The organism is Halorubrum tibetense (genome assembly GCF_055396225.1).
The window spans coordinates 228083-244284 of sequence record NZ_AP043742.1; the positions used below are offsets into that span (position 1 = coordinate 228083).

Consider the following 16202-nt stretch of genomic DNA (forward strand, 5'->3'; position numbering starts at 1 on the left):
GCGTCGGGCGGATCGCTCCGACCGTACCCTTTTAACTTCGGCGTCGGCAAACGGTGGGTCATGTTCGACACCATCGTAATCGCGACCGACGGCTCCGACAGCGTGGGTCGCGCCGTCGACCTCGCGGTCGACCTGGCCGCGCGGTTCGACGCGGCCGTCCACGCGCTGTACGTCGTCGACAGCGGCGAGGTCGAGTCGTCGCCGGACGCGGTCCGGGAGGACCTCCGCGACGCGCTCGGCGAACGCGGGTATCAGGCGCTCGACGACGTCCTCGACGCCGCGACGGCGCGCGACGACGGACTGGCGACCACGACGGAGGTCCGCGAGGGACAGCCGGCAACGGAGATCACCGAGTACGCCCGGTCCGTCGACGCGGACGTCGTCGTGACGGGAACGCGAGGTCGACACGGGGAGAACCGGTTCCTCATCGGCTCCGTCGCCGAGCGCGTCGTCAGGACCTGTCCGGTCCCCGTGTTGACCGTTCGGCGACTCACCGACGAGGATCCCCGGCGCGTCACCGTTTGACTGAGGACCGGCGAGAGCCGTCAGCTACCCGAACACACCGGTTGCTACCGGGGATCACTTCAGAAGCTAGGGCAGGGATTTGAACCCCGGAAGTCTCGATTACAAGTCGAGTGCATGAACCACCCATGCTCCCCTAGCGCAGGCGGGCGTACTCGGTCCTCGTATGAGTGCGTGTCGCTTTCGACGAGCGATCGGTCGCCGCATCGGTCGGCGTCCGCGCGTCACTCGTCATCGGTACTCCCGTCTCTCTCGTCGGTCTCGCCCCCACCGTCGAGCGACTTCCACAGTTCGACGCGGTTCGGTTCGTACCCGTGCTCGGCGTAGAACGCGCGTGCACGCTCGTTGTCGACGAGCGCTTCGAGCGCGACGGCGTCCGCGCCGGCCTCGACCAGCGCGTCTTCGGCCGCAGCGAGCAGCGCCCCCCCGATCCCCTCTCCCCGGTGTCCGGGCCGAACGTACAGGTTGCTGACGACCCCGCGGGTGTGGTCTCGCTCGTACCCGTCGCGTTCGAGCGTGAAGCCGACGAAGCCGACGACTCTCTCTGACCCCACGTCGGCGTCCGATCCGGCGGCCGTCGTCCCATCACGTTCCGTCGACCGGGCGACGAGCAGCTCCCCGGTGACGGTGCTTCGGGCCACCCACTCGCGAACCGCGGGACGGTTCGCCCGCGCGAGCAGCGTCGACCCGTGACGACGCTGGTCGCGGGCGAGGTCGACCCAGAGGTCGGTGACCGCGTCGAGGTCGTCGATCGTCGCGGGGGCCACCCGGAACGCGGCGTCCGCGTCGTCGTTTCGGGACACTATCCGGCGCGGTGAGCGGCCGATTCAGACCTCACGGCAGTTCGGACACACCGCCTGGCCGTTGGCGTCCGCGAGCTCGGGCGCGAGCGCACCACACACCTCACAGACGCCCTGCGTCGACGCGCCGGACGCGTCCGTCGACGCGGCGGTCCGGGCCCGTTCGGAGCCCCGAGCCGCGTCGGGGGCCGTGGTCGCGTTCGCCTCAAGCCGGGCCCCCTCTGCACCCTCGGGCGTGACTCCCGGTTCCCCGGCCGGTGTCCCCGCCGTCGCCGTTCGGGTGGGGGCCGCGGCGAGCGAGTCTCTGGCGGTGACGACGCCGACGGTCTCCCCGTCGTCGACGACGACGACCCGGCTGACCCCGTCGGCGACGAACCGCTCCTCGACCGCCGACAGCGCGTCGTCGGGCGCGACCGTCGGAAGCGGCGGGCGCATCACGTCGCCGACGGTCGTGACGGACGAGTCCCCGGACGGGGCCCCCGCCTCCCCGCCGTCGGCGCTCGCGTCCGTCGACCGGCCGTCCAGGACGGCCTCCAGCGCGTCACGCGCCGCGAGCCGGCCGACCGCCTCGCCCCCCCGGAGGACCACCGCGCAGTCGGTCACCTCCTCGACCAGTAGGGCGGCCGCCTCCGTGAGCGCGTCCGACTCGCTCGCGCCGAGGAACTCCCGATGCATCACGTCACGAACCGTGGTATCTGTACGCATGGTCGATCGATCCGGGGCGAGCGGCTAAAAGGTGCCCCCGGTACCGTTATGACTCACGCGCACATACGACATGCTCTGGACCGAAAACGCGCGTCGTGACGGTCCACGGCAGTTCGAAGCGGTAGAGGGCCGTCACTGTCGAGCTCCCTATTACGGGCCGGACCGGAAAGGGAGGCTTGAAGCGCTCCGGTCGCACAACGCCGGTATGACCATCCCCTCGTTCGTGATCGGCATCGCCGGCGGGACCGGGGCGGGTAAGACGACCGTCTCGCGGCTCGTCACCCGGAACCTCGGCGACGACGTCACCCGGATCCCGCTCGACAATTACTACGAGGACCTCTCCGGGCTCTCCTTCGAGGAGCGCCAGGAGGTCAACTACGACCACCCATCGGCGTTCGAGTGGTCGCTCCTCCGGGAGCACCTCGAATCGCTGTTGGAGGGACAGTCGATCGAGATGCCGCAGTACGATTTCGAGATCCACAACCGGAAGGAGGAGCGGGTCACCGTCGAGCCGACGGACGTCATCGTGTTGGAGGGGATCCTGGCGCTGTACGACGAGGAGATCAACGCGATGATGGACCTCAGGCTGTACGTGGAGACGGACGCGGACGTGCGGATACTCCGGCGGATCCGTCGAGACGTGCTCGACCGCGGTCGCGACCTGGAGGGCGTCATCGACCAGTACCTCTCGACGGTGAAACCGATGCACGAGCGGTTCATCGAGCCGTCGAAGAGTCACGCCGACCTGATCATCCCGGAGGGAGCGAACAGCGTCGCGATCGATCTCATCGAGGAGAAGCTCCACGCGGAAGTCGAGGGCGACGCGCTCCGGAACTGGGAGCGCGGTGCCCTCGAACGCGAGCTCGCGGAGAAGCGGTCGCTCGACCTCGACGTCGAACCGGCGTCCGGGGGCGACGGCGGCGACGACGAGAGCTGACGAAACGGTCGCTCCGGGGCCGACCGATCCGTTTGCCGACGATCAGCCCAGTCGCTCGTCGAGGATCAGCCGCGTCTTCGTTGATTTGACCTCGTCAAGCTCCCGCGCCTGCGTGATGAGCTCGTTGACCGCGCGGGTGTCGACGGCGTCGACGACGAGGACGATATCCTCCTCGCCGGACACCTGCCAGACGAAGTCGACCTCCTCCCACTCCACCATCCGCTCGCCGACCGCGGCGGTGTTGACGTTCATCTCTACCGAGATCTCGATCATCGCTTTCACGTTACCGGTGCGGGTCGTCACCGTGAACCGCTCGATTATCCCCTCGTCTGTCAGCCGATCGACCCGATTGCGGACCGTCCCCTCGGACGTGCCGACACGGTCGGCGATCTCGGTGTACGGGGTGCGTGCGTCCCGTCGGAGGATCGACAGGATCCGACGGTCAAGGTCGTCCATGTACTGGGGTCTCTCCGCGTCGACTTACCGCTTACGAAGATCGTAGCGAAACTACGAACTCCACAGCCACTAGGGGAGAAACGTGCGATCTTCGTAGCACGGGCGGTGACGTCTCCTTCGGTTCCGACTGAGGGCTACTCAGCGCCGGAAACGACGCTCCGGTCTCGGCCGAAACGCCCGCGTGGTCGCGCTACCGGAGCCCCCGGGCGAGACCGCCGACACCGCCGAGAACGAGGGCGATAGCGACCGGCGCGGCGGCGAGTGCGCCGGTCCCGAGGAACGCGGACCCGGTGCCGGCGGCGACGAGTCGACCCCCGAACGCGGTCACGACGACGACGCCGAACGCCACGCCGTAGAGGACGCCGCGGCGGACGGTCGGCGCGAGCAGGCCCCACACCACCCCGCCGAGGAGGATCCCGAGCGGGTGGACCGTCGCGGTCGCGAGCGCGAGCGCGCCGCCACCGATGGCGGCGAGCGATCGGAGGAGGCCGCGTTCGGCGCGGCTCATCGCTCCCCACCCCCGACGAACCGCCGTCGAACGTCGCCCGCGACCGCCAAGTCCAGCGGTTTGTACTCCCCGTCCGCCCACCGGCGGAGCTGGTCCGCGTACCGCGAGGAGAGCGGGTGGCCGTCGTTGCCGCCGGGGAGGATCGCGGCGGCCGACTCCGGTGACCACACCATCCGCCAGCTCGACCCGGCGGCGGACCGCCGCCGGTAGTTGAACAACGTGCCCGGCGAGCCGTCCGTCGGGTACGACGGGTAGTTCAGGAACCCCTGGTCGAACGGGTGGCGGATCGCCGCGGTGGTGTTGACGTCGCCGTACGTGCTCGCGGCCTCCCCGTCGACGCGCTCGGCGGCCGCCGCGAGGCTCTCACGCAGCAGCCGGCCGCGGTCCCCCGGCTCGTCGAACCACGGGTCGTCGGGCCCGAGCCCCGCGAGCGTCCAGTCGCTCGGCCAGTACCCCTCGTCGAGGTCGGCCTCCGTGAACCCCGGTCCCCACACTCGTTCGCGGTACGTCTCCAAGAAGCGGTCGAACAGCAGGGCCGCTCGGGAGTCGCGGGTCATCTCCCGGTCCCAGTCGTCGAGCGTCGCGGCCGCCTCGCGGGTCGCGTCGTTCACGTCGCCGTCAGCCGGCGCGTCCGCCACCGCGTCGACGACCAGGGGAACGAGTCGTTCGGCTCTCCCGTCAACGATGTCGCGCTGGAGCCGTCGCATGTCGTCCAGCGTCAGGTCGCTATCGGCAACGCCCTCGTCGAGCAGCGCCCACAGGCGGATCCCCCGCCACGGCTCCGAGTACCCCTCCGAGAGATAGTACGGGTAAGCGGCGTCGTCGACGAGCCGCTGGTTCGCGGTCCCGAGCGCGTCCGGATTCGACCGCGCGGGCATCTCCGCGAACGGGATCGTCCCCGACCAGTCCGGGTCGCTCGCGTACGGCTCGAACCCCGGCCACTCGCCCTCGCGAGCGGAACCGTCGTGCACTCGGTCACCGCGGACCGGCTCGCCGTCAGTTCGCCGGATCGGAACCCGACCCGTTACTCGGAACAGGGTACCGCCGTCGGAATCGGCCGCAACGAGACACTGGCTGAACCCGTCGAACGCGCGACTCGCGTCCTCGATCCCGTCGACGTCGTCGGCGAACGCGAACGCCCGGATCGCGGTCGTCACCGCGGAGCCCGCCAGCCCCACCCACGAGACGCCGACCTCGCGACCCTCGCGTTCGAGCACCGGCCCGTGGACGCTGGTCCGGACCGGCACGACCCTGTCGGGACCGTCGGCGACGCGGATCCGCTCGGTTTGGAACCCGAACTCGCGCCACTCGGCCCCGTATCGATACTCGCGAGGGACGGTGGACGAGCCGACGGGGTCGAGGCCGGTCCCGCCCGCCGCCGCTCGCTCCCCCCGAGTCTCGTAGGTGTAACAGTCGAGCTGGTCGGTCCCCGGGTTGGTGAACCCCCACGAGCAGGTGTCGCTGGCCCCGATGACGACGAACGGGACGCCGGGAAACGTGACGCCACGGGTCGACATGCCGGCCGCATCGACGTGCTGCTCGTACCACAGCGGCGGGGCCTGTAACGCGAGGTGCGGGTCGTTCGCGAGCAGGGCGTCGCCGGACGCCGTGTGCTCGCCCGAGACGACCCAGGAGTTCGAGCCGATGCCCGGCCGGGACTCGAACCCGGAGAGCCAGGAGACGAGCGGCTCGTCTTCGACGCCGAGCCGGCGCTCCCGAGGGCCCGCCCGATGCTCCGTGTCGCCGTGTGCGGTCGCGGGCGCAGGGACAGTCGCACGCGACGCCGTGTGCGTCGGTTCGGCGTCGTTCGCCGCGCTCCGCAGTATCGGCGACTCGTGGTCGTACCGCCGGGGGAACAGCCGCGTCGCCGTTTCCTCGCCGAGCCGTTCGCGGAGCAGCGCCCGTCGGAGGCTCCGGAAGCTGCCGGTGAGCGTCCATGCGATCTGTTTCTCCATCAGCATGGTGTCGACGGGCGTCCACGGCGACGGATCGTAGCCGAGGAGTCCGAACTCAGGGGGGAGTGGGCCGTCGTCGATCCGCGCGGAAACGCCGTCCGCGTAGGCCGCCACCGCCGCGCCGGCGTCGGTGTCACGGACCCGTTCCCACGTCGCCTCGGCGGCGCGGACGAACCCCATTCGCCGATTGAACGCATCAGACTCGAGCGTGGCCTCGCCGACGACGGCGGACAGCTGGCCGCGCATCACGCGTCGCTGGAGGTCGAGCTGGAACAGCCGGTCGTTCGCCTGCGCGTAGCCGACTGCGAACATCGCCGCGGCCTCCTCATCGGCTGTGACGTGGGGGACACCGTCGCCATCGACGCGAACGGTCGCCTCACCGTACGGGCTCGACACCGTCCGCCGTCCGGCGTCGGTTCGCCACGCGGACCCGGAGAGCGGCGAGAACGCCCGGAGGTAGCCGGCCACGGGCTCGATCAGCCCGAGGCTCGCGGTCCCGCCGACGATCGCGGCGATCAGACCGCGTCGAGTGGCGGGGAGGTCACGGGCGTCGCCACCGTCAGTGCGGGCGCTCACGGTGTCGGTTCGGACGCCATCGATCGTTCGGGCGTCGTCGGCATCGGTCATACCGCCCTCACCGTCGCTGCCCTATTCAACCTGCGGTGACCCCCCGCCAACCTGCTCGCTACGAATTTCGTAACGATGCTACGAACGACGCACTTATTACGGTTCATCTATACGTATCTCGTAATGTCGGACGCCTACATCGCTCTGGCCGACGGTCGCGTGCTCGAAGCGCGTTCCCGTGCCCCGGGGCGTACACGTGGTGAACTGGTGTTCACGACCGCGTACACCGGCTACGAGGAGTCGCTCACTGACCCCTCCTACGCCGAACAGATCCTCACGTTCTCGTACCCGTTGATCGGGAACTACGGCGTCCGAGCGGAGCGATTCGAGTCCGATTCGGTGCAGCCGCGCGCCGCCGTCGCCCGCGAACTGACCGACGACGTCGCCGACTGGCTCGCGACCGAGGGCGTCCCCGCCGTCGACCACGTCGACACCCGCGAGATCGTCACGACGGTCCGCGAGGAGGGCGCGATGGCCTGCGGGATCGCCGCGGGGCCGGACGCGACCCCGGAAGACGCGGTGGCGGAGATGGAGGCCTGCGAGCCGATGAGCGCGCACACCGATATCGGCGCGGGCGTCTCCGTGGCGGAGCCGACCGTTCACGAGGGCGGCGGCGAGGCGACCGTCGCGATGCTCGACTGCGGCGCGAAAGGGTCGATCGTCTCCTCGCTCACCGAGCGCGGAGCCGACGTCCACGTGTTCCCGTACGACTCGACGCCCGAACAGGTCGCCGAGGCCGACCCGGACGTGCTGTTCGTCTCGAACGGTCCCGGGGACCCGGAGAACTTCGTCGCGGCCCAGGAAGTCGTCGACGCGTTCGCGGGCGAGACGCCCATGGCCGGCATCTGTCTCGGCCAGCAGATCGTCGCGAGCGCGCTCGGCGGCACGACGGAGAAGATGTCGTTCGGCCACCGCGGGGTCAACCAGCCCGTGAAGGACCTCCGGAGCGGCAGGGTCGTGATGACGACACAGAACCACGGCTACACCGTCGACGACACGGGACCGCTGGAGGTGACTCAGGTGAACGTCAACGACGACACGGTCGAGGGGCTCGACAGCGACGAGCTCGACGTCATCACCCGCCAGTACCACCCCGAGGCGAACCCCGGCCCGCACGACTCGCTGGGCTTTTTCGACGACGTGCTGGCGATGGTCGACAACCGCCGTCGAATCGCCGCCGACTAAGCGAGTCGCGACCGCCCACACACTGACCGAGCTGGAGTACCAGCCCTCCACCGACGCCCGAGCCGCGTCCTCGCTCCGCGTGCCTACCACTTGAACCGCATCCTCGCTCCGCATGCCTACCACTTGAACCGCGTCCTCGCTCCACGTGCCTGCCACTCGAGCCGCGTCCTTGTTTCGTCCGCTCGACGGCCCGTTTCCGGCGGCGTTTTCACCGGTGCCCGCGAGTGGCCACCATGAGCCTGAAGATCCTCCTCACTAACGACGACGGTATCGACGCTGCGGGGATCCGCGCGCTGTCCGACGCGCTCTCGCGGGACCATGACGTCACCGTCGTAGCACCGGCGACGAACCAGTCGGGCGTCGGCGGTACCCGTTCGTGGTGGGAGACGACGGTCCAGTACTCCGAGACGGAGCTCGGCTATGCGGTGGAGGGGACGCCGGCCGACTGCGTCGCCGTCGCGGACGTCGCGCTCGAACTTGACCCCGACCTCGTCGTCTCCGGCTGTAACCACGGGCCGAACATCGGTGCACACATCCTCGGGCAGTCGGGGACGGTCGGTGCCGCGATGGAGGCAGCGTTCCTCGGAACGCCCGCCATCGCGGTGTCGATGTACGACCGCGGCAACCTCCCGATCCCGCCGACGGTGGGGCGCGATGACTTCGCGCTGGCGGGGGAAGCAGTACTCGCGCTGATAGATCGGATCGAAGACGGCGTGCTCCCGTTCGGCGCGGACGTGTTGAACGTGAACGTTCCCGCCGCTGACGACGAGAACGCGGGCGACCCGACGTACCGGCTGACCGAACCCGCGCGGGGGTTCGACGTGATCGAGTTCCACCCGGGCACCGACGCAGGGAGTCACGGCGACGGGGACGAGTCGGCCGCGGCCCGCTTCGACGAGCGGCGCGGCGAGATGGGGATGGAGCTGCGCGACCGGTTCTGGCGGGAGTTCCTCCGCGGGGACGTCGCCGACGACCCCGGATCGGACCGGCTCGCAACGGTCGACGGCGAGATCAGCGTCTCGCCACTCTCCTCCTCACGAGCGATCGCGGGGGACCGTGCCGGGGAGGCGATCGATATCGGCGCACGGCTTCCGCTCGACGCCAGTACGGAAGCGACTGGGGGCGACGGGAGCTCCCGTCCATCGGGTTCCTCGTGATCGGGAATCGACTGTCAGGCGCGCCGTGTTCGGGAACTACCGTCGGGGGCGACGCGAGCTACTCGTGAACTCCGAGGCGAGCCGACCGAGATACCACACCAACAGCAGGCCGAGGAGGAGCCCGCCGGCGGCGGCCGCCGCGATCTGTGTGACTGTCGGATCGCCGAGCAGCGAGATCAGCGGTGGCGACACCGTCACGAGCAGTACGAACCCCGCCTTGATCTTCCGATTGCCGGCGTCGCGCTCCGCCGGCGTCATCGGCTCTACCATCCGACACCCGTCCAAAGGGTGTTCGTCCCGCGCCATCCGGTCTCCATGGTCGGGTCACGCACCGGGCGGGTATCAACCTCATGGACCGAACCGAACCACTGGCTGCGTGACGCACGGTGATAAATCTCGCGACCGTTCACGCCCGTAACGGCCGATCGTCGGGATGAACGGTCTGGACTGTTTAAGTTCGTCCCGCCCCGACCGATCGATGCCCCTACCCGCGGACCCTGCCACGGCGCGGACGGATCCGGCTCGGTCCGACGGCGGTGCGGCCGGGATGAAACGGACGGCGTCCCGGCGGCCGCCGTGTCGGCGGGTTGTACCCTGTGCCCACCGCGAGAGCGTTCAGCGGGGTTCGACCTCTTCGCCGGCGACACCTGTTCCGCGGTACTTTTGACCTGACCCCGACAAGCCGATGACATGGACGACGAACTCCGCGAGCGGGTCGAGGCGGCCGGGGAGGCGGCCGCGCTGTTCAACGCGCTCAAACACGGGAGCGACCCCGATGTCGGCGCGATTATGGGGCCGTTAATGGGCGAAAATCCCGAATTCCGCCCCCACGGGGACGAGATCCCCGGCGTGATCGCGCCGATCGTGAACCGTGTCGCCGGGATGGACGAATCGGAACGTCGGGACCGACTGGGTGAGGTAGCCCCGGAGCGACTCGCGACGCTCGAGGCGGACGACGAGGGCGACGACCACGTCCTCCCCGATCTACCGAACGCCGAAGAGGGCGAGGTCGTCATGCGTGCGGCCCCCAACCCGAACGGCCCGTGGCACATGGGGCACGCCCGGATGCCCGCCGTTATCGGGACGTACAAGGAACGGTACGACGGCGAGTTCATCTGCCGGTTCGACGACACCGACCCCGAGACGAAACGCCCGGATCTCGGCGCGTACGACGCGATCCTGGATGACATCGCGTACCTCGGGTTCGAGGTCGACCGCGTGCTGCGAGCCTCCGATCGACTGGACACCTACTACGACCACGCGCGCGACCTGATCGACGCCGGCGGCGCGTACACCTGTGACCTCCCGGCCGAGGAGTTCTCCGAACTGAAAAACGCCGGCGAGCCCTCGCCGAACCGCGATAAGGACCCCGAGACCGTCCACGACGAGTTCGACGGCATGATCGCGGGCGAGTACGACGCCGGCGAGATGGTGCTTCGTGTGCGGACCGACATCGAGCACAAGAACCCCGCGCTGCGCGACTGGGTCGCGTTCCGGATGATCGACACGCCGCACCCGCGCGAGGAAGCCGCCGACTACCGCTGTTGGCCCATGCTGGATTTCCAGTCCGGTATCGACGACCACCTCACGGGGGTCACGCACATCATCCGCGGGATCGACCTGCAGGACTCCGCGAAGCGCCAGCGGTTCGTCTACGACTACTTCGACTGGGAGTACCCGGAGGTGCTCCACTGGGGCCACGTCCAGCTCGACGAGTACGACATCTCGCTTTCGACGTCGACGATCAAGTCGCTGATCGAAGCGGGTGACCTGACCGGCTGGGACGACCCGCGCGCGCCGACGATCGCCGCCGTTCGACGCCGGGGGATCCGCGGCGAGGCGATCGTCGAGTCGATGACCGAGCTCGGGATGTCGACCTCCGACGTCGACCTCGCGATGTCGTCCGTCTACGCCAACAACCGCGATCTCGTCGACGACGAGGCAGACCGGTACTTCCTGGTCCGCGATCGCGAGGACGACCCCGCCGTCGCGCTCCCGATCGAGGACGCGCCGGACGCCCCCGCGCCGGACGCCGGCCACCCCCCCGTCCATCCCGACTTCCCCGACCGCGGCGACCGGACCGTCCCGGCCGGCCGCGTTCGGATCGAAGCCTCCGACCTCCCGGACGCGGGTGAGCGCGTGTGGTTGAAGGGGTACGGCTGTGTCAGGTACGAACCGGCCGACGAGCTGGCCGACGATCCAAGCGACGGTCCGACCGATGCATCGGCGGCAGGATCGCTCGTCTACGTCGACGCCAGCATCGACGTGGTCCGCGAGGGCGGGGTCGATGTCGTTCACTGGGTGCCCGCCGCGGAGTCGCTGGACACGCTCCTCCGGACCGTCGAGGGCGATGTCCGTGGGTACGTCGAGCCGGCCGTCGCCGACGCCGCCGTCGACACGGTCGTCCAGTTCGAACGGGTCGGGTTCGCCCGGATCGACACGTTCGACCCGACGGCGACGGCCGACCCGGACGGCCCGACCGGCGAGGAGGCGCTCGTCGCCTACTACGCACACCCGTAAGCGCCATTCGCCAGCCTGAGAGGCCGCCTCGTCGCGGAGTTTAAATACGGACGGGCGAAACGACGTGTACGATGGGTATCGACCCGAACTTCGAGCGGAACCGCGAGCAGGTCGGCGAGGAGCACGACGTCGCCGTGTGGGGGCCAGTCGACCCGCCGGAGCAGCTCGGGATCCGCGGGACCCACGTGGCCGTCGATTTCGATATCTGCCTCGCCGACGGCGCGTGTCTCGAGGACTGTCCGGTCGACGTGTTCGAGTGGGTCGACACCCCCGGCCACGGCGAGTCCGAGATCAAGGCGAACCCGACCGACGAGGAGCAGTGTATCGACTGTATGCTGTGTGTCGACGTCTGTCCGGTCGACGCCATCGACGTCGACCCCGGTCGCGAGAACCGCATTTAAGTACCGTCTCCCTATCGATCGGTATCCCTTACCGCGATATCGGTGACACCGACATCGCTAGCGGGGTCGGTCCCGGCATCACGTCGCCATCGGCCCCGGCATCACGTCGCCATCGGCCCCGGCATCACGTCGCCGTCGATCGGCTGTCCTTAAGTACGGCCGCCGTCGCGTTCATCGTAGTGAGCCGAACGGAACTCGTCGTGGCGGTCCTCGCGGGCATCGTTCAGGGGATCGTCGAGTGGCTTCCCGTCTCCAGTCAGGGTAACCTCGCGCTGTTCTTGACGTTCGTCGGCACGGATCCCGATATCGCGCTTCAGCTCGCGCTGTTCTTGCAGGTCGGTACCACGCTGTCGGCCGCGACGTACTACCGCGACGATATCCGCGTCGCGTTCGAGGCGCTCCCCGGCTGGACGCCGCGGGGGGCCTACGAGGGCGACAACGCGATCGCTTCCTACGTCGTCGTCGCGTGTCTGTTGACCGGCCTCGTCGGGATCCCCTTATATATATTCGCGGTCGATCTCGCCGGGCAGCTGACCGGCGGCGTGTTCATCGCCGCGATCGGCGTGTTGTTGATCCTGACGGGGGTCCTCCAGCTCGCCTCGGAGTCGGTATCGATGGGGATCAGGGAGGAGCCGACGTTGCTCGACTCCGTCCTCGTCGGCGCGGTACAGGGCGTCGCGATCCTCCCCGGGATCTCCCGGTCGGGCGTGACGACGAGCGCGCTGTTGTTCCGGAGCTACGACCCGCCGGCGGCGTTCCGACTCTCGTTTCTCCTCTCGATCCCCGCGAGCCTCGGTGGCGCGGCGCTCACCGTTCTCGGCGCGGGCGGGCTTCCGGGGATCAGTCCGACCGCCGCGCTCGTCGCGCTCGTCGTCAGCGCCGTCGTCGGCTACCTCACGATCGACGCCCTGATGCGCGTCGTCGACCGGGTTCCCTTCTGGGTCGTCTGTTTCGGGCTCGGCGGGCTCGCGATCGTCGGCGGCGGCGTCGTCTCTGTCGTCGCGTGAAGAGAGGAAAGAAACGGGCGAGTACGAGAGGTCGTATGAGCGGTTACGGGGCTGGCGAGGCGGACGCCTGGCCGTTCACGCGTCCGGCGAGGCTTCGACGTCCGGTTCCCCGTCCGCTGTCGCCTCCCCGTCCGCTGTCGCCTCCCCTTCTGCGTCTTCCAGCCGGCGTTCGGCCTCGTCGCGGTCCTCGGGGTAACCCACGTCGATCCGCCACCCGTCGAGACCGATGGCGTCGATGGTGCGGCCCGACTGGATGAGCAGGTCGACCGCGTCCGAGAGCTCGTACTCGCCGCGGTCGGAGGGTTGCACGAGGTGACACGCGTGGAATATGGCGGGCGAGAACGTGTAGAAGCCGGTCATCACGAGGTTGCTCGGCGGGTCGTCCGGTTTCTCGACGACGTCCGTGATCTCGCCGTACTGGTTGGTGTCACAGACCCCGTACCGGCTCGCTTCATCCCACGGCACCTCCTCGACGAGGAACGCGGCGTCGGTCCGGCGCTCGCGCTGCCGACGGACGACGTCCTCCAGGTTCGCCTCGAAGACGTTGTCGCCGAGGATCAGCATGAAGTCGTCGTCGATGTGTTCTTCGACCGTCAACAGCGCATCCGCCAGCCCCTTCGGGTCGCGCTGATGCGCGTAGGTGATCGGCACGCCCTCGTAGGCGTCGTCGTAGTGGTCGATGATGACCTCTTTCTTGTAGCCGACGACGACCAACAGCTCCTCCGCGCCGAGCTCGATGAGCCGGTCGAAACAGTGGGTCAAGATCGGCTTGCCGGCGACCTCGACCATCCCCTTCGGCTTGTCGTCGGTCAGCGGCCGGAGCCGTGTCCCCTGGCCCGCCGCGAGTACGACTGCTTGCATGTCCCGGCGTTCTCCGGGCATGAGTAAAAGTCTTCTCTGTGTATGACAGGTCGGGGTTCCCGCGGTCCGTGGGTCGATCCACCGACGGTCAGACGGGTCGATCCACCGACGGTCCGGCAAGTCACTCCTCCGGCGGATCGATCGTTCCCGTGATTCGGCCGTAGATGCCGAAGATATCCTCGTAGCCGTGCTCGCTCGCGAGGATCGGTACGACGTCCGCCCCCTCGACGCGATGGGTGTACACGTCGTCGTGCGCGAACACCGCACCCTGCGGGATCGTCTCGAAGTTCCGGTAGTGAACGTGAGGTTCGCCGCCACCCTTCGGGACCTCCTCGAACCCCTCGACGACCGTGGTCTCGGTGAACGTCGGCGGCTCGTCGTCGAGCGCGCCGTGGGCCCTGAGGAACGCTAGTGACGCCTCGTAGCCGAACTCGGCCGCTTCCTCGCTCCCCTGGCGGCCGACCTCGACCGAGACGGTGTGGTCGACGACGGAGTCGAGCGTCGTGGAGCGGAGCCCCCCCGAGTCGACCACGTAGTCGACGGGCATCCCCGTCACGGTTCGCCGGACCGACTCGGTGCACTCGCTGTAGATGGCGAACGGCGGCGGCGCGCTGTGTGAGGTGTGGAGCGCGAGCACCGCGTCCATCCCCCTGACCGCCTCGGCGACTCGGGGTGCGAGTGCCCGTTCGTACTCGTCGCTGTCGGCGTCCCCGGGGAACGACCGGTTCAGGTCGACGTCGGTGTACCGGACTCCCGCCTCTAGAGCGGGCTCGTTGGCGACGACGAGCCGGATCACGCCCCTGGCGTTCCCGTCGCCGACAGCCTGCTCGCCGTCAGGCGCGGCGTCCGCTTCCTCGCCGGACAGTTCGGGGAGCGCCGCCGCGAGCCGTCGAACGATCCGCTCGCCGGCGGGCTCGTCGCCGTGGATCCCGCCGACGATCGCGACCCGTGCCGGTCCCGCCGACCGACGGTCGATGACCTCCATACCGTCTGTTCGACGGCGACTCGGTAAAAGGCCCCGCTCCCGACCGCGGCACGGTCTCAACTGGGGGCCGTTCGGCGACCGGCCGCCGGTGGTTACAAGCCCCGTCGGTGAAAGGGATCGAACATGTTCGGAACCAGCGGCATCCGTGGCCGCGTCGGCGAGAGCGTCACCGCGGCGGTGGCGCTCGACGTCGGGCGCGCTGTCGGCACCGAGACGGATCGGGTCGTGGTCGGCCGCGACGCCCGAGGGACCGGCGAGACGCTCCGCGACGCGCTCGTTGCCGGCCTCCGGGAGACCGGGGCCGACGTCGTGGACGTGGGTCGCGCGGCCACGCCGACCGTCGCCCGGGCGATCCCGGCCCGCTCGGCGGACGCGGGGATCGTCGTGACCGCCTCGCACAATCCGGCACCCGACAACGGGCTCAAGCTGTGGACCCCCTCGGGACAGGCGTACCCGCCGGCCCGACAGGACGTCATCGAGGAGCGGATCGGCGAGGGCGCGTTCGCCCTCGCGGACTGGCAGGGCCACGGCGATCACGAGCGGTGGGACGGCGCACTCGCCCACCATCGCGACGCGCTCGTCGACGCCGGGCGGCGGGCGACGGAAGACGCCGACCCGGACGCGACCCCGTTCGACGGGCTCTCCGTGGTCGTCGACGTCGGGAACGGCATGGGCGGCGTGACCGCGGAGGCGCTGTACGCGCTCGGTGCCGACGTGGAGACGCTCAACGAACGACCCGACGGGCGGTTCCCAGCGCGGCCGAGCGAGCCGAACGCGGAGAACTGTACCAGTCTGGTCGCGACGGTGGCGGCGCTGGACGCCGACCTCGGGATCGCCCACGACGGCGACGCCGACAGGATGATGGCGGTCACCGACGAGGGGGTGTTCGTCCCGGGCGACCTCCTGTTGGCGGTGTTCGGTCGGGCGGAGGCCACGGCGGGTGAACGGGTGGCCGCCCCCGTCGACACCAGTCTCGCGGCCGCGGACGCCGTCGCAGACGTCGGTGCCGAGCTCGTCTACACCCGTGTCGGCGACGTGTACGTCGCCGAGCGCGCCGCGACCGACGGGGTCGCGTTCGGCGGCGAGCCGTCCGGCGCGTGGATCTTCCCCGAGGAGACCCTGTGTCCCGACGGGCCGCTCGCGGCGGTCCGGCTGGCCGCGCTCGTCGCGACGGAGCCGCTCTCCACGCGGCTCTCCCGGATCGACCGGTATCCGATCCGACGAACGGCGATCCGGGTCGACGCCAAGGCGGCCGTGATGGAGCGCGTCGAAACCGCCGTCGGCGACGCCTACGACGAGGTCTCCACGCTGGACGGGCTGCGGGTGGACACCGACGACGGCTGGTTCCTGATCCGGCCGTCCGGCACCGAGTCGCTCGTCCGAGTCACCGCGGAGGCGAGGGCGGAGACGGCGGCCGACGCGCTGTTTGACCGCGCGGTCGGGATCGTTGAGGACGCGGTCGGGCTCGTCGAGAGCGCGGTCGGCGGCGACGAAGGGAACGATACCGACGCCGGTTCGAGCGGGGCCTGAGACGGGTCCGTCGTCCGTCGGCGTAATACCTTTCCGCCCGTCGGCT

The 16202-nt window shown here is 69.6% G+C and carries 16 protein-coding genes and 1 tRNA gene; 8 read left to right on the forward strand and 9 right to left on the reverse strand.

What is annotated here, in order from left to right; genetic code table 11:
• Positions 1-60 precede the first annotated feature (60 nt).
• Positions 61-525 (forward strand): universal stress protein, encoded by a 465-nt coding sequence (locus ACZ5TV_RS01085; RefSeq protein ID WP_464384016.1) that lies wholly within the window; start codon positions 61-63, stop codon positions 523-525.
• Positions 526-589: 64 nt separating this feature from the next.
• On the opposite strand, the gene ACZ5TV_RS01090 is transcribed toward ACZ5TV_RS01085, so the two are convergent.
• From ACZ5TV_RS01090 to ACZ5TV_RS01100, 3 genes are all read right to left on the reverse strand, one after another.
• Positions 590-663, reverse strand: a tRNA-Thr gene (locus tag ACZ5TV_RS01090).
• Between the two features lie 83 nt (positions 664-746).
• Positions 747-1325 (reverse strand): N-acetyltransferase family protein, encoded by a 579-nt coding sequence (locus tag ACZ5TV_RS01095; protein WP_464384017.1) that lies wholly within the window; start codon positions 1323-1325, stop codon positions 747-749.
• Between the two features lie 24 nt (positions 1326-1349).
• The gene (locus ACZ5TV_RS01100) at positions 1350-2027 is read right to left on the reverse strand and encodes a CBS domain-containing protein (RefSeq protein WP_464384018.1); all 678 of its coding nucleotides are present in this window, start codon (positions 2025-2027) and stop codon (positions 1350-1352) included.
• A gap of 205 nt (positions 2028-2232) precedes the next feature.
• Here ACZ5TV_RS01100 and udk point away from each other — a divergent pair, with 205 nt between their 5' ends.
• On the forward strand, positions 2233-2964 hold the full coding sequence (gene udk, locus ACZ5TV_RS01105; protein ID WP_379783581.1) for a uridine kinase: 732 nt from the start codon (positions 2233-2235) through the stop codon (positions 2962-2964).
• A 42-nt stretch (positions 2965-3006) separates the two neighbouring features.
• Here udk and ACZ5TV_RS01110 read toward each other — a convergent pair whose 3' ends face one another.
• From ACZ5TV_RS01110 to ACZ5TV_RS01120, 3 genes are all read right to left on the reverse strand, one after another.
• Positions 3007-3420, reverse strand: coding sequence for an Lrp/AsnC family transcriptional regulator (locus ACZ5TV_RS01110; protein WP_379783583.1), 414 nt, complete (start codon positions 3418-3420; stop codon positions 3007-3009).
• A gap of 190 nt (positions 3421-3610) precedes the next feature.
• Positions 3611-3928 carry a hypothetical protein gene (locus ACZ5TV_RS01115; protein WP_464384019.1) on the reverse strand — a complete coding sequence of 106 codons (318 nt, stop codon included), beginning with the start codon at positions 3926-3928 and terminating at the stop codon, positions 3611-3613.
• The gene (locus ACZ5TV_RS01120) at positions 3925-6510 is read right to left on the reverse strand and encodes a penicillin acylase family protein (RefSeq protein ID WP_464384020.1); all 2586 of its coding nucleotides are present in this window, start codon (positions 6508-6510) and stop codon (positions 3925-3927) included. The genes ACZ5TV_RS01115 and ACZ5TV_RS01120 overlap by 4 nt, the downstream gene beginning before the upstream one ends.
• A gap of 123 nt (positions 6511-6633) precedes the next feature.
• On the opposite strand from ACZ5TV_RS01120, the gene carA reads away from it, so the two are divergent.
• Together carA and surE are read left to right on the forward strand one after the other, a co-directional pair.
• Positions 6634-7695, forward strand: coding sequence for a glutamine-hydrolyzing carbamoyl-phosphate synthase small subunit (gene carA / locus ACZ5TV_RS01125; protein WP_464384021.1), 1062 nt, complete (start codon positions 6634-6636; stop codon positions 7693-7695).
• Positions 7696-7928: 233 nt separating this feature from the next.
• Positions 7929-8852 (forward strand): 5'/3'-nucleotidase SurE, encoded by a 924-nt coding sequence (surE, locus tag ACZ5TV_RS01130; protein ID WP_379782653.1) that lies wholly within the window; start codon positions 7929-7931, stop codon positions 8850-8852.
• Positions 8853-8888: 36 nt separating this feature from the next.
• On the opposite strand, the gene ACZ5TV_RS01135 is transcribed toward surE, so the two are convergent.
• On the reverse strand, positions 8889-9122 hold the full coding sequence (locus tag ACZ5TV_RS01135) for a hypothetical protein (protein WP_379782655.1): 234 nt from the start codon (positions 9120-9122) through the stop codon (positions 8889-8891).
• A gap of 420 nt (positions 9123-9542) precedes the next feature.
• Between ACZ5TV_RS01135 and ACZ5TV_RS01140 the strand changes: the two genes are divergently transcribed.
• The 3 genes from ACZ5TV_RS01140 to ACZ5TV_RS01150 all read left to right on the forward strand — a co-directional run bounded on the left by ACZ5TV_RS01140 (position 9543) and on the right by ACZ5TV_RS01150 (position 12780).
• A complete protein-coding gene (locus ACZ5TV_RS01140; RefSeq protein WP_464384022.1) occupies positions 9543-11372 on the forward strand; it encodes a glutamate--tRNA ligase in 1830 nt (609 codons plus the stop codon).
• A gap of 71 nt (positions 11373-11443) precedes the next feature.
• Positions 11444-11773, forward strand: a complete 330-nt coding sequence (locus ACZ5TV_RS01145; RefSeq protein WP_379782587.1) for a 4Fe-4S dicluster domain-containing protein — start codon at positions 11444-11446, stop codon at positions 11771-11773.
• A gap of 179 nt (positions 11774-11952) precedes the next feature.
• Positions 11953-12780, forward strand: a complete 828-nt coding sequence (locus ACZ5TV_RS01150; RefSeq protein ID WP_379782585.1) for an undecaprenyl-diphosphate phosphatase — start codon at positions 11953-11955, stop codon at positions 12778-12780.
• A 75-nt stretch (positions 12781-12855) separates the two neighbouring features.
• Here ACZ5TV_RS01150 and aglF read toward each other — a convergent pair whose 3' ends face one another.
• Together aglF and ACZ5TV_RS01160 are read right to left on the reverse strand one after the other, a co-directional pair.
• Complete coding sequence (aglF, locus tag ACZ5TV_RS01155; protein WP_379782583.1) at positions 12856-13641, reverse strand: UTP--glucose-1-phosphate uridylyltransferase AglF; 786 nt, start codon at positions 13639-13641, stop codon at positions 12856-12858.
• A gap of 121 nt (positions 13642-13762) precedes the next feature.
• The gene (locus tag ACZ5TV_RS01160) at positions 13763-14626 is read right to left on the reverse strand and encodes a M14 family metallopeptidase (protein WP_379782581.1); all 864 of its coding nucleotides are present in this window, start codon (positions 14624-14626) and stop codon (positions 13763-13765) included.
• A 123-nt stretch (positions 14627-14749) separates the two neighbouring features.
• Between ACZ5TV_RS01160 and glmM the strand changes: the two genes are divergently transcribed.
• The gene (gene glmM / locus ACZ5TV_RS01165) at positions 14750-16156 is read left to right on the forward strand and encodes a phosphoglucosamine mutase (RefSeq protein WP_464384023.1); all 1407 of its coding nucleotides are present in this window, start codon (positions 14750-14752) and stop codon (positions 16154-16156) included.
• Positions 16157-16202: the final 46 nt, after the last annotated feature.

What these genes read in the sequence shown, in the direction of transcription:
- ACZ5TV_RS01085 (WP_464384016.1), top strand. Translation starts at nt 61, where the DNA reads ATGTTCGACACCATCGTAATCGCGACCGACGGCTCCGACAGCGTGGGT.
- ACZ5TV_RS01100 (WP_464384018.1), bottom strand. Translation starts at nt 2,027, where the DNA reads ATGCGTACAGATACCACGGTTCGTGACGTGATGCATCGGGAGTTCCTC.
- udk (WP_379783581.1), top strand. Translation starts at nt 2,233, where the DNA reads ATGACCATCCCCTCGTTCGTGATCGGCATCGCCGGCGGGACCGGGGCG.
- ACZ5TV_RS01110 (WP_379783583.1), bottom strand. Translation starts at nt 3,420, where the DNA reads ATGGACGACCTTGACCGTCGGATCCTGTCGATCCTCCGACGGGACGCA.
- ACZ5TV_RS01115 (WP_464384019.1), bottom strand. Translation starts at nt 3,928, where the DNA reads ATGAGCCGCGCCGAACGCGGCCTCCTCCGATCGCTCGCCGCCATCGGT.
- ACZ5TV_RS01120 (WP_464384020.1), bottom strand. Translation starts at nt 6,510, where the DNA reads ATGACCGATGCCGACGACGCCCGAACGATCGATGGCGTCCGAACCGAC.
- carA (WP_464384021.1), top strand. Translation starts at nt 6,634, where the DNA reads ATGTCGGACGCCTACATCGCTCTGGCCGACGGTCGCGTGCTCGAAGCG.
- surE (WP_379782653.1), top strand. Translation starts at nt 7,929, where the DNA reads ATGAGCCTGAAGATCCTCCTCACTAACGACGACGGTATCGACGCTGCG.
- ACZ5TV_RS01135 (WP_379782655.1), bottom strand. Translation starts at nt 9,122, where the DNA reads ATGGTAGAGCCGATGACGCCGGCGGAGCGCGACGCCGGCAATCGGAAG.
- ACZ5TV_RS01140 (WP_464384022.1), top strand. Translation starts at nt 9,543, where the DNA reads ATGGACGACGAACTCCGCGAGCGGGTCGAGGCGGCCGGGGAGGCGGCC.
- ACZ5TV_RS01145 (WP_379782587.1), top strand. Translation starts at nt 11,444, where the DNA reads ATGGGTATCGACCCGAACTTCGAGCGGAACCGCGAGCAGGTCGGCGAG.
- aglF (WP_379782583.1), bottom strand. Translation starts at nt 13,641, where the DNA reads ATGCAAGCAGTCGTACTCGCGGCGGGCCAGGGGACACGGCTCCGGCCG.
- ACZ5TV_RS01160 (WP_379782581.1), bottom strand. Translation starts at nt 14,626, where the DNA reads ATGGAGGTCATCGACCGTCGGTCGGCGGGACCGGCACGGGTCGCGATC.
- glmM (WP_464384023.1), top strand. Translation starts at nt 14,750, where the DNA reads ATGTTCGGAACCAGCGGCATCCGTGGCCGCGTCGGCGAGAGCGTCACC.